The organism is Candidatus Rokuibacteriota bacterium (genome assembly GCA_016209385.1).
In the GTDB taxonomy this organism is placed as follows: domain Bacteria; phylum Methylomirabilota; class Methylomirabilia; order Rokubacteriales; family CSP1-6; genus JACQWB01.
Genome location: JACQWB010000180.1, coordinates 1 through 11973, shown reverse-complemented (window position 1 = coordinate 11973; position 11973 = coordinate 1). Strand labels below are relative to the sequence as shown.

Genomic DNA, 11973 nt, shown 5'->3' with positions numbered 1-11973 from the left:
CGCGGGCCGGGCGGGTACCCGGGCCGAAGGCCCGGGTGCGCCGAAGGCGTGGGTGCGCGCTCGGACCTAGTCCGGGGCGGTCTTCGACTCCGTAATGGATGAGGGCTTTCGTCCCTGGCGCCGCCGGATGAAGTCCGCGTTGAGCGGGACCTGCTTCTTGCAGAGAGGGCAGTTCTCCGGCGGGTAGATCGGGAAGTCCCGGCTCACCAGGCTGAACACCAGCCTTCCTCCCACCTCGGCCTTCTTCGTCCGTCGCCAGAGCGCCCCGATCCCCACGACCTGGCCTCCGAGGTGTTCGACCAGCTCGATCAGGAGCTTCAGCGTGGTGCCGGTGCTCACTAGGTCCTCCACGAGGAGCACCTTGGTGCCGGGCCGGATCAGACGCTGGAACTCGGCAGAGAGCCTGACCCGGCGCTTCCCCCCGCTGATTCCCTTGGTCCCGTAGATCAAGATCGGCCGCGAGGGGTGGGCCCGAGCCACGCAGTGGGAGAGGATCAGGGCCCCCGGCCCGGTGGAGAGCACCACGTCCACGGGCCACTGGGCGAAGTGCTTCGCGATCACGGCGCCCAGCCCTTCCGTGAAGGAGGGCTCGGTGGTCACCAGCGTCTTCTCGATGAACTCGCCGCTGTGGTGGCCCGAGGGGAGCAGGATGTGGTCGTTGCTCTGGTAGGCGCCGGTGCGCTTCAGGATCTCCAGGTGGATCTTCTCGCGGACCTCGGCGTCCATGGCGGCGCTGTTCTTCTGGGCGGGCGGCGTCATCTCGGGCCTCCTACGGCACGGGTTCGGGGGGAACGCGGGGCGATGCGGGGCTTGAAGGGCAGGGTCGGCAGGCGGGGGCGGATCGGCCTGACGACCAGGGGCTCGAGGCAACGGGGGCAGACCTCCTGATCCCGTTTCCTCAGGACCTCGCGGGGCTTCACGTGGACGTCGCAGAGGTCGCAGGCGGGGTTGTTACAGAAACGGGCGATGCGTTCAGGCCGCGCCAGGGCTCTGTCCTCCAACTCCTTGAATTTTCGCCTCATCTTGGCTTGGCCGGGCTCGGGTGTCAACCCGAAAAATGTCTCTGCCTTGACCGCTCCCGAGAGCCGAGACTACACTGGCCGCGCGATGAAAATCCTGGCGATCGAGACCTCCACCCTCGCCGGGAGCGCCGCGCTCCTCGACGGCGAGCAGCTCGTGGGTGAGTACACCCTGAACGTCAGGACCACCCACTCGGAGCGCCTGCTCACCGCCGTCGACCGGCTGCTCCAGGACGCGGGCTGGACGCCGGCGACGCTCGAGGGGCTCGCCGTGTCTATCGGACCCGGGTCGTTCACGGGGCTCAGGATCGGCGTCAGCACGGTCAAGGGACTGGCGTTCTCGCTCGGAATCCCCGCGGCAGCGGTCTCCACGCTCGAGGCCCTGGCCTGGCAGCTCCCGTTCGCGCGCCATCCGGTCTGCCCCGTCCTCGACGCCCGAAAGGGAGAGGTGTACGCCGCGCTCTTCCGCTGGGAGGACGCGGGTCTGGTCCGCGACTGGGAGGATCAGGCCCTGGCTCCCGACGACCTCTGCGCGCGCCTCTCGGGACCGACCATCTTCGTGGGCGATGGCATCACGAGCTACGGGACGCTGTTCGGGGAGCGGCTCGGCGCGCGCGCCATCTTCGCGCCGGCGGCGCGCAGGCTTCCCTCGGCCGCCTGCGTCGGCCAGCTCGGGCTTGCCCGCCTCAGGACAGGCGAGGGCGTCGATCCTGTCGCTCTCGCTCCCCGTTACCTCAGGCCTTCAGAGGCCGAGCTCAAGCGTCGCCGTGCAGTCTCTGTCCATTGAGCCGATGACGCGTGCGGACCTGGACTCGGTGCTCGCCATCGAGCGCGCGTCGTTTGCCAGCCCCTGGTCCCGCGGGGCGTTCCTCTACGAGCTGGAGCAGAACCGGGTGGCCCGCTGCTGGGTGGCGAGGGCTGTCCGGGAGGTGGTGGGCTACCTCTGTCTCTGGGAGGTCGCCTCCGAGGTCCACATCACGAACCTGGCGGTCCATCCGGCGTGGCGCCGTCGCGGGGTGGCCCAGGCGCTCCTGGGCGCGATCCTGGAGGATGCCCGACGTCGCCGCCTCGGTGTGGCCGTGCTCGAGGTCCGTCCCACGAACCACGAGGCCCGGGGCCTCTACGAGCGCTTCGGCTTTCACGTGATCGGGCGGCGCAAGGGCTACTACCCGGATACGGGCGAGGACGCCCTCATCATGGAGGCGGACCTCTCCGGGGTCCGGGCCGGGAACCAACCGAATCCGGGGCAGGTTTCTTAGGGTGCGACCCCATTCCTTGCACAAGGAGGAGATCATGAGGCGAGCGACCAGCGTGATCGGGATCCTGGCTGTGACTGCACTCGTCGTGGCTACGGGGGCCCAGGGCTACAACGGCGGCCCGCTCCGGAACGTGACCGACCTGTCGCCGACCTGCGCGGGGTGCCATTCCTCGATGCAGAAGGAGCAGCTCCGCGTGGAGCCCGAGGCCTTCGCGGCGAGCCAAGTCGTCGAGACCAAGCATTACAAGCAGCTCGAGGCCGGGGAGGGGCCCTACAAGGACGTCGCCCCTGCTGACCGCCAGAAGCTGCTCCAGGACGTGAAGACCCACGACGCCAACGCCTCGGTGACGCTCTCGGCGCCGTCGAGCGCGAAGCCCGGCCAGGAAGTGCAGGTGACCGCCACGGTGAAGGGGGGCTCGGGCGTGGTCGGGGTGTTCCTCCTCGACACCGACCTCCGCTTCCAGAGCCGCCCGGTTTCGGGCGACGGCTGGCTCATCGTCGGGGCTCCGAAGGTCTGGGGGCCGGACGGCAAGGAGCAGACGAAGTGGGTCGACAGCCGCGGGCCCGGCCTCAAGAAGAACCTGAACTTCGCCCTGATCTTCGACATGATGAGCGACATCGCGGCCCGGAAGTTCCCCGAGGGGAAAGTCACGTGGACCGTCCGGGCGCCCCATGACCCGGGGACCTACAGCGTGGCGGTGGCGTTCATCTACGGGAGCGAGAAGGCCTCGCCCGCCGGAAGAGTCGAGCGAGCCGGAACGGTGTTCCCGCGCGGCGGCCCGGCGGGTCCCTCCTCCCACATCCGTTTCTCAGCGGTCCACCAGATCACGGTTCGCTGAGCGGTCCGGGAGAGCTCTGCTGGTTGCCCTCCGTCAGCTCCTGTTGAGGCTGGGACTGCTGGCGGGGCTCTCCCTACTCTTTGTGGTTTTGTTTCTCGTCGGCCTGGCTGCAAAGGAGCGCGACAACCGCTTCTGCATCGCCTGCCACCTGCACGAGGAGAAGTTCGACCGCTTCATCGCCCCTGTGTCCGTCGACCTGGCCGGTGCCCACCACACCAAGAAGGCAGTTCTCTGCATCGACTGCCATGGCGGAGCCGACCTTGGCATGCGCCTCAAGGTTTGGACTGTTGCAGCCTACGACACCGGGAGGTTCCTCATTGGCCGGTACACGGAGCCGGACCACATGAAAATTCAGCTTCGGGACAAAGAGTGCCTCCAGTGTCACACTCCGATCCTGAAATCGGTCCCTGCCGCTCTTTCCCCCGAGCAGGAGGAGATGGCTGAGGGGCGGACAGGAGATTCCTACCACGCCATCAAGGACCACGACCCGGTCAAGCTGGCCTGCGTCCGCTGCCACCCCTCCCACACCGCCGACGGCGAGGCCCGCTTCCAGTTCCTGGCTCGGCCCCGGCTCCTCCCCCTCTGCCGCGACTGTCACAAGACCATGGGCGAGGAGGTCGGCTACTCGCTTCGTTGATCGCTCCGTGCCCCTCTGCTACTCTACGGTCGCCCCATGGAGATCCCTGAGCTCGTCGAACGGATGCTGGAGGGGGATCGGCTGGCCCTGGCGCGGCTCATCACCCAGGTGGAGAACCGCTCGCCGGCGGTTCCCGAGGTCATGCGACGGGTGCACGGGAGGACAGGGCGCGCCTACGTCGTCGGGATCACCGGACCGCCGGGCTCGGGGAAGAGCACCCTGGTGGACTGCCTCACGGCCCTCCTCCGTGCCGAGGGGGTGTCGGTCGGCATCATCGCCGTGGACCCCTCGAGCCCTTTCAGCGGCGGCGCGGTCCTGGGCGACAGGATCCGCATGCAGTCCCACGCCGAGGACCCCGAGGTCTTCATCCGCAGCATGGCCACGCGTGGCAGCCTGGGCGGGCTCACCCGGGCGACCGGCGACGTCATCAGGCTCCTGGATGCCTTCGGCAAGCAGTGGGTCCTGATCGAGACGGTGGGGGTCGGCCAGACCGAGCTGGACATCATGCGCCAGGCCGACACAACCGTGGTGGTGCTGGTCCCGGAATCGGGGGATGCGATTCAGACCATGAAGGCCGGGCTCCTGGAGGTGGCGGACATCTTCGTCGTCAACAAGGCCGACCGCGACGGGGCCGGCCCGCTGGTGAGCGAGCTCCGTTTCATGGCGCATCTGCAGCGCTCGAGCCCTCACGCTCCCAAGGACATCGAGTGGGAGAGTCCGGCCCTGGCGACCGAAGCCCAGCACGGCGTCGGCGTCGAGGAGCTTCTCCGTGACATCCGCAAGCACCGCGAGCTTCTCGAGCACTCGGGAGCCCTCGAAAAACGCCGCAAGGCCCGCCGACGGAGCGACCTTCAGGCGCTGCTGATCGAGGAGATCCGGCAGCGGGTCTCGAGGCAGCTGGCGAGCAACGGCGCGCTCGCCGCCACGCTCGAGCAGGTCGCCGACGGGCGCCTCGATCCCTACTCGGCCGTCGAGCAGATCCTGGCGTCCCTCGAGCGAGAGTCGTCCTGAATGTCGCCCCCCCACCAGTGGTACGGCGTCGTTCCCGGCTGGCTCCCGTTCTACGCGCTGATCGTCGCCGCCGGCGCCCTCTTTGCCTGGCGCGTCGCGTACCTCGTCAGGCTCATGCTCGCCGGCAAGCCCGCGGCCCGCTGGGACAACGTCCCGGCGCGGGTCAGCGCTGTGGGCGTGTTCGTGCTCGGGCAACTCAGGCTCCTGAGGCACGACTTCTGGCCCGGGCTCATGCACGCGACGATCTTCTGGGGCTTCATCATCCTCACCGTCGGGACCCTGGAGTTCTTCGGCAAGGGCATGACCGAGTCGTTCTTCCTTCCGTTCCTCTCTGACACGCCGGCGTACCAGATCCTCCAGGACGTCTTCGACCTGGCCGTCATCGTGGCGGTCGCCTACGCGCTGTTCCGCCGGCTCGTGACGCGACCCGCGCGGCTCACGCTCTCCACCGAGGGGCTCGTGATCCTGCTCCTGATCTTCGCCCTCATGCTGACCGATCTCTTCGCCGACGCCTCGCGGATCCTCCTGGCGCCGGGACCCGGCGACCGCTGGTCTTTCGCCGGGAGCGCCCTCGCGGCTGTCGTCGCGGGGGTCCCGGCACCGGCGGTCGGCGCGCTGTTCCACCTCGCGTGGTGGAGCCACGCGGTGATCCTGCTCGGGTTCCTGGTGTGGCTCCCGTACTCGAAGCACCTCCATATCATGGCCGCCCCGTTCAATGTCTTCTTCGCGCCGCTCACGCCCAAGGGCGAGTTCGCCGGCCTGGACCTCGAGAACGCCGAGACCTTCGGGGTGGGCACCCTCACCGAGTTCACCTGGAAGGACCTCTTCGACCTCTACAACTGCACCGAGTGCGGCCGCTGCACCGCGGGGTGCCCGGCCAACGTGAGCGGCAAGCAGCTCGACCCCAAGCTCCTGATCCTGGACCTCCAGGAGCACCTGCTGGAGACCGGGCCGAAGCTTCTCGCCGGGGGCAACGGCAAGGGGGAGTCGGCGCAGAAAGCCCTGGTCGGAGAGGTGATCAGCGACAACGTGCTCTGGGCCTGCACGACCTGCCGCTGGTGCGTCGAGGCCTGCCCGGTCTTCATCGAGCACGTGCCGAAGATCATCGACATGCGCCGCTACCTGGTGCTGACCGAGTCGCGCTTCCCCGAGGAGCTCAAGCCCACCTTCAGGAACCTCGAGAACAATTTCAACCCCTGGCAGATGTCGTGGCAGACGCGCGCCGAGTGGGCGAAGGACCTGGGCGTGAAGGTGATGGCCGACGCGCGCGAGGCCGAGTACCTCTACTGGGTCGGGTGCTACGGCGCCTTCGACGAGCGCAACAGGAAAGTCGCCCGAGCTGTGGTGAGGATTCTGCAGGCCGCGGCAGCGGACTTCGCCATCCTGGGCACCGAGGAGAAGTGCACGGGCGAGCCCGCGCGCCGCGTGGGCCACGAGTACCTCTACCAGACCCTGGCGCAGGAGAACATCGAGACGCTCAAGCGCTACCGCTTCCAGACCATCGTGACCGCCTGCCCCCACTGCTTCAACACGCTGAAGAACGAGTACCCGCGCTTCGACGGCCGCTTCAGGGTGGTCCACCACTCCCAGCTCTTCGAGGAGCTGATCCGCTCGGGCCGGCTCCGCGTCTCGCAGGAGATCGCCGAGCGGATCACCTACCACGACCCGTGCTACCTGGGGCGGTATAACGACATCTACGAACCGCCGCGCAAGGTGCTCAGCGCGGTCGCGCGCGGGGAGATGGTGGAGATGCACCTCCACCGGGAGCGTTGCTTCTGCTGCGGGGGCGGCGGCGGCCGTGTCTGGATGGAGGAGCACGAGGGGCGGCGGGTCAACCAGGTTCGGGTGGAGCAGGCGATGGCGGTGAAGCCGGACATCCTGGCCTCGGGCTGCCCGTTCTGCCTCACGATGTTCGAGGACGGCGTGAAGGGCAAGGGCGTGGCGGACAGGATCAAGACTCGCGACATCGCCGAGCTCGTGGCGGATCAGCTCCGGTGAAAGAGCTGCTGCTCCTCCTTCCCAATCTCGCTCGGCTCGTGTTCGGGCTCGCCACCGACCCGAAGGTCCCTGCGTCCACCAAGCTCGCGCTGGCTGCCGTGGCCGCCTACCTGGCGAGCCCCGTGGACCTTCTCCCCGACTTCATCCCGTTCGTGGGCTACCTGGACGACGTGATCCTGGTGGCCGTGGTTCTTGACGGGCTCCTGAACCACGTGGATCGCGCCGTGCTCTTGAGCCACTGGCCCGGCGATCCCGGAACCCTCGAGAAGACCGCGACGATCGCCCGTCGGGTCGCAGCCTGGGTGCCGGGGCGGATCAAGGCCAGGCTCTTCGGCGGCTGGAGGAGATAGCGATGGCCAACCTCTCCAACTGGGGACGCTGGGGGCGCGAGGACGAGATCGGCACGGCCAACTTCGTCACCGCCGACAAGATCGTCGAAGCCTGCCGGCTCGTGAGAAAGGGTCGGGTCCTGAGCCTCGCGATCCCGCTGAACCCGCGCACGCCCACCGACTCGAGTCGGCCGCCGATGCAGCACTTCGCTCGGAGCGTCCGGCTCAAGGTCGCCGACCACGGCTGGGGAGGCGACAGCGAGTTCGCCGACGACTGGATCTCGATGTCGCCGCAGACCGGGACCCAGTGGGATGGCCTGACGCACGCGTTCAGGGAAGGCAAGGTCTACAACGGCTACGATGCGGGCCAGGCCCTCAACCCGGTGATCGGGGCCCGGAAGTGCAGCATCGACAGGCTGGCGACCTACTTCGTGACCCGGGGCGTCCTCCTCGATCTGGTGGGGTACAAGGGCTATGCCGGCGAAGGGCACCTGCCCGGCGGCAAGGCCGTCACGGCGGGCGACCTCGAAGGGTGCGCGCAGCAGCAGCGCGTGGAGATCCGCCGCGGAGACGCGTTGATGGTCCGCACGGGCTGGGTCCCGCTCTGGTATCGAGCCGCACCCAAGGAGCGCGAGAGCTACTACGACGTGGCGCCGGGGCTCGGCATGAGCACGGCCGAGTGGCTTCACCGGAAGGAGGTCGCCTGCCTCGGCGTTGACAACGTCGCGGTAGAGGTGAAGCCCGCGGAAGACGGCAAGAGCCTGAACCCGCTCCACCCCGTCCTGATCCGGGACCTCGGCCTCACGATCGGCGAGCTGTTCTGGTTCGAGGACCTGACCCGGGCCTGCGCGGCGGAGGGCTCGTGGGAATTCCTGTTCGTCGCCCAGCCGCTCAGGATCACGGGCGGCATCGGCTCCCCCATCAACCCTCTGGCGATACGCTAGGAGTGCTCGCATGGATCAGAGCTACCAGGACGTGATCAGACGGCGGCTCGAGATTCCCCTCAACGAGGGGCCGGACAAGGTGGCCTCCCTGGAGGAGGCGGTGCGCCGGCTCGTCAGGCCGGGGATGCTCCTCTACCTGGGGACCGCTCATGCGCGGGCCAACGCGCTGGCGCGGGAGCTGACGCGCCAGTGGTGGGGGAAGACACCCGACTTCACGATCGCCACGATCGGGCTCGGCTCGCCGTGGACCGCGCTGATCCTCGGCGGCTTGGTCAGGCGCGTGATCACCACATTCCTGGGAGAGGGCTACCCATACCCGACGCCGCAACGCCTGATCTCCCGGGCCGTCCTCGAGGGGGGCCTCCAGGTCCAGAACTGGTCCATGCTGACGTTCCCGCTCAGGCTGATCGCCGGCGCCATGGGACTCCCGTTCCTCCCCACGCGCTCGCTCCTCGGCTCCTCCATGGAGGAGGACAACGCCAGGGACGGAGACTTCCTGGTCGCCGACGATCCGTTTGGGTCTGAGGACCGGGTCGGGTTCGTGCGGGCGCTGCTCCCCGATGTCGCGCTGCTCCACGCCTGGGCTGCCGACCGCGCCGGCAATGTCGTCACCGCGCCGCCCATGAACGAAAGCCTCTACGGCGCCATGGCCGCCCGTCACGGCGCGATCGTCACCGTCGAGAAGATCGTCTCCACCGACTTCATCCGGCGGCATGCTCCGCTCGTGAAGCTCCCCGGCCAGTACGTCGCGGCGGTCGTCGAGGCGCCGCTCGGCTCCCACCCCGGCGGGATGTACGGGATGAATGTGCCCGAGCTCGAGGGTTACGCCGAGGATCTCGAGTTCATCGTCGAGATGCGGAAAGCCTTCAGAGCCCCCGAGACCGCGGAGGCGTGGATTCGCGAGTGGATTCTCGAGATCCCTGACCAGGCGGCGTATCTCGCCAAGCTCGGCTACGCGCGGATCATGGAAGTCAAGGGGCGCGCCCACACCGATGCCTGGGTGTCCGAGCTGGAATCGCTCTCGCCGCGTCTCTCCGGCAAGCCCCACAACGCCACCGAGATGATGGTGGTCGCGACCTCCCGGCTCCTGGCAGAAAAGGCGCGCGCGAACGGCTACAGGACGTTCCTCGCCGGCGTCGGCAACTCCAACCTGGCCGCCTGGCTCGCCGCCTATCAGCTCAAGCAGGCCGGTATGGAGATCGAGCTGATGGCCGAGGCGGGAATGGTGGGCTACCTGCCGAGGCCCGCCGAGCCGTTCGTCTTCTCGTTCAGGAACTTCCCGTCGTGCAAGATGCTGACGGACATCTTCCACGTCATGGGCATTTTCATGGCCGGCCGGCAGAACCGGTGCCTGGGCTCCCTCGCGGCCGGCCAGGTTGACAAGCACGGGAACGTCAACTCCACGGTCATCCCCGGGGTCACCTACGTGACAGGCTCGGGCGGGGCCAACGACATCGCCTCCTCGGCGCGCGAGGTGGTCGTCACGCTCGCCCAGAGCCGCAACCGGTTCGTGGACAAGGTGCCGTACATCACGGCGCCCGGTCGGCGTGTGAGCACCGTGGTCTCCGACTTCGGCGTCTTCGAGAAGACGGCCGAGCACGGTGAGCTGGTCCTGAGCGGCGTCTTCAGCGGCGAGCCCGAGGCTGAAGCGGTGAGGGCGGCGAAGGAGCGGTGCGGGTGGGAGCTCAAGGTCGCACCTACCCTGCGGCGCTTCGATCCGCCAGAGCCTGACGAGCTGAGGCTGCTTCGCCTGTTCGATCCTCGCCGCTACTTCCTCGATGAGCTCTGAGCAAGGAGCCAGATCATGATCGGCATCGTCGGAGTCGGAGCGTACATTCCGCGCTATCGCCTCTCGGCCAAGACCCTCGGCCAGGTCTGGGGCGGGGGAGGGTCGAGCGAGCGGGCCGTCGCCAACTATGACGAGGACAGCCTCACGATGGCTGTCGAGGCAGCGCTCAACTGTTTGAACGGCAGGAACCTCTCCAGCGTCGGCGCCTGCTTCTTCGCTTCGACGTCGGCGCCCTACCTCGAAAAGTCGAACGCCACGCTCCTGGCCACGGTGGCCGACCTCGGCAGCGACGTGATCACCGCTGACCTCGGCGGCTCGCTCCGCTGCGGGACCACAGCCCTCAGGCTGGCTCTGGACCTGGTCAAGGCGGGCACCGTTCGCCAGGCGCTGGTCGCCGCGTCGGACATGCGCCCGGCGGCCCCGGGCACCGACCTCGAGGCGCTCCTCGGGGATGGCGCCGGCGCTGTCCTGGTCGGCGAGGGCGAGGTGCTGGCCACTTTCGAGGGCGCCTGCACGGTGAGCCGCGAGTTCTCCGACGTCTGGCGAAACGCGGGCGACCGCTACCTCCAGGTCTCTCCCGACATGAGCTTCGTCAAGGCCTACGGCCTCGACGTCCATATCGCCGAGGCGGTGGACGGTGTGCTGCGCAAGACCGGAAGGAAGCGCGAGGATGTCACGAAGCTGGTCCTCTATGCCCCCGACGCGCGGCTCCACGCCACGCTGAGCCGCCAGCTCAAGTTCCCCGAGACCGCAGCGCTCAAGGAGCCCGTGATCGGGAAGACCGGGAACACCGGCTCGGCCTCGACCTTCCTGGGCCTCGCCTCAGCCCTCGAGGAGGCGAAGCCCCACGAGCAGATCCTGATGGTCTCTTACGGCAACGGTGCCGAGGCCCTCCTCTTCCAGGTCAGCGACACGATCGCGACGGCCACGCTCGCCCGGCCGGTCTCAGCCCAGCTCGCGGCCGGCGCGCCCCTCACCCACTACGGCAAGCTCCTCCGCTTCCGCCGCCACGTGGAGACCGAGGTGATCAAGGCCTTCAGCAGCCTTCCGACCATGCTACGCGAGGAACGCCAGAACTTCAGGCTCTACGGCCAGAAGTGCGCCGACTGCGGCGCGGTCTCCTATCCGCGGCGGCACCTGTGCTGGAAGTGCTCATCCAAGAACCTGGTCGAGTACAAGATCGCGCGCCGGGGCAAGGTCTTCACGTTCACGAAGGACCACCTGGTGCCGAACCCCGACCCGCCCACCGTCATGGTGGCGGCGGACCTGGACGGCGGCGGCCGCTTCTACGGCCAGCTCACCGACTGCGACCCCGGGCGGGTGACCTTTGAGATGCCCGTGGAGCTGACGTTCCGGCGGATTCACGAGGGCGACGAGCTCGGCAACTACTTTTGGAAGTTCCGGCCGCTGCTGGAAGGGTAATAGCGTCGGGGATTTCCGCCTCGCCGGCCCAAAGCGGTTGCGCGGGGGTTGCGTCCAGCGCCTGCGGCATCCACCGGGCGTAGACCCGCAGCAGCACGCCCGCACTCTTCCAGCCGCCCTGCTGCTGGACGTAGAGCAGGGGGGCATCCTTATTTCCCTCGCTTCTTCCCGTGGCCTTTCACCACCAGCTCACCAAACAGCGCAGCGGCGTGGCGCTGCTCCGCCTTCCAGGGGCGGTCAGGCATCGCTGGGCTCTCCGCCCCGGTCGGGGTCGTGATACGGGCCGCGCTCGCCGCAGTAGGGGCAGAGGCCGGTCTCCTGCCACCACTCGCGGGCCCACTCGCGGCGGAGAGTGGTAGCTCTGGGCTCGCCGACCTCGTCGATCAGCCGGAGGATCTCCTGATAGACCCGCGCGACCTCTTCCCCCTCAGCATCCTGCCCCTGGGCGGTCAGCTCGAACCAGCGCCGGAGGGCCGGGCGGTAGGCAGTCTCGATGGCCGCCCGGTTGAGTGGCGGCGGAGAGGCTGGCTCGGGCCCCTCCCGCCCCGTGAGCCAGGCCATCAGGTCGAGGATCCGGGGCGCCAGGTTATCCACAACGCGCACCCTCCGTTCTGCTCTTTTTCGGCCTCAAAGCGTCAACACGTCTACAAGCCGCATAAACACTGGGGTGTAGACGCTTCGTGCAAGTGTCAACGTTGACAGATGCAGAAGTGTCTACAACCCGCAT

12 protein-coding genes are annotated in these 11973 nt (G+C 68.2%); 10 read left to right on the top strand and 2 right to left on the bottom strand.

Going from position 1 to position 11973, the window contains the following annotated elements:
• Positions 1-66: 66 nt before the first annotated feature.
• Complete coding sequence (locus HY726_12690) at positions 67-759, bottom strand: hypothetical protein (GenBank protein ID MBI4609851.1); 693 nt, start codon at positions 757-759, stop codon at positions 67-69.
• Between the two features lie 348 nt (positions 760-1107).
• Between HY726_12690 and tsaB the strand changes: the two genes are divergently transcribed.
• Genes tsaB through HY726_12640 form a run of 10 tightly spaced genes read left to right on the top strand, consistent with a single transcriptional unit; the run spans position 1108 to position 11246 of the window.
• Positions 1108-1806, top strand: coding sequence for a tRNA (adenosine(37)-N6)-threonylcarbamoyltransferase complex dimerization subunit type 1 TsaB (tsaB, locus tag HY726_12685; GenBank protein ID MBI4609850.1), 699 nt, complete (start codon positions 1108-1110; stop codon positions 1804-1806).
• A 4-nt stretch (positions 1807-1810) separates the two neighbouring features.
• Positions 1811-2278, top strand: a complete 468-nt coding sequence (gene rimI / locus HY726_12680; protein MBI4609849.1) for a ribosomal protein S18-alanine N-acetyltransferase — start codon at positions 1811-1813, stop codon at positions 2276-2278.
• A 34-nt stretch (positions 2279-2312) separates the two neighbouring features.
• A complete protein-coding gene (locus tag HY726_12675) occupies positions 2313-3116 on the top strand; it encodes a hypothetical protein (GenBank protein ID MBI4609848.1) in 804 nt (267 codons plus the stop codon).
• A gap of 43 nt (positions 3117-3159) precedes the next feature.
• Positions 3160-3753: a hypothetical protein gene (locus tag HY726_12670; GenBank protein ID MBI4609847.1), complete on the top strand. Its 594-nt coding sequence runs from the start codon at positions 3160-3162 to the stop codon at positions 3751-3753.
• Between the two features lie 36 nt (positions 3754-3789).
• Positions 3790-4764 (top strand): methylmalonyl Co-A mutase-associated GTPase MeaB, encoded by a 975-nt coding sequence (gene meaB, locus HY726_12665; protein ID MBI4609846.1) that lies wholly within the window; start codon positions 3790-3792, stop codon positions 4762-4764.
• Positions 4765-6762 (top strand): 4Fe-4S dicluster domain-containing protein, encoded by a 1998-nt coding sequence (locus HY726_12660; GenBank protein ID MBI4609845.1) that lies wholly within the window; start codon positions 4765-4767, stop codon positions 6760-6762.
• Complete coding sequence (locus tag HY726_12655) at positions 6759-7112, top strand: DUF1232 domain-containing protein (GenBank protein ID MBI4609844.1); 354 nt, start codon at positions 6759-6761, stop codon at positions 7110-7112. The genes HY726_12660 and HY726_12655 overlap by 4 nt, the downstream gene beginning before the upstream one ends.
• Before the next feature lie 2 nt (positions 7113-7114).
• The gene (locus HY726_12650; GenBank protein MBI4609843.1) at positions 7115-8035 is read left to right on the top strand and encodes a cyclase family protein; all 921 of its coding nucleotides are present in this window, start codon (positions 7115-7117) and stop codon (positions 8033-8035) included.
• Positions 8036-8045: 10 nt separating this feature from the next.
• On the top strand, positions 8046-9824 hold the full coding sequence (locus HY726_12645; GenBank protein ID MBI4609842.1) for a glutaconate CoA-transferase: 1779 nt from the start codon (positions 8046-8048) through the stop codon (positions 9822-9824).
• A gap of 15 nt (positions 9825-9839) precedes the next feature.
• A complete protein-coding gene (locus HY726_12640) occupies positions 9840-11246 on the top strand; it encodes an OB-fold domain-containing protein (GenBank protein MBI4609841.1) in 1407 nt (468 codons plus the stop codon).
• Between the two features lie 237 nt (positions 11247-11483).
• Here the strand turns inward: HY726_12640 and HY726_12635 are convergent, their stop codons facing one another.
• A complete protein-coding gene (locus HY726_12635) occupies positions 11484-11849 on the bottom strand; it encodes a hypothetical protein (protein ID MBI4609840.1) in 366 nt (121 codons plus the stop codon).
• Between the last annotated feature and the right edge of the window lie 124 nt (positions 11850-11973).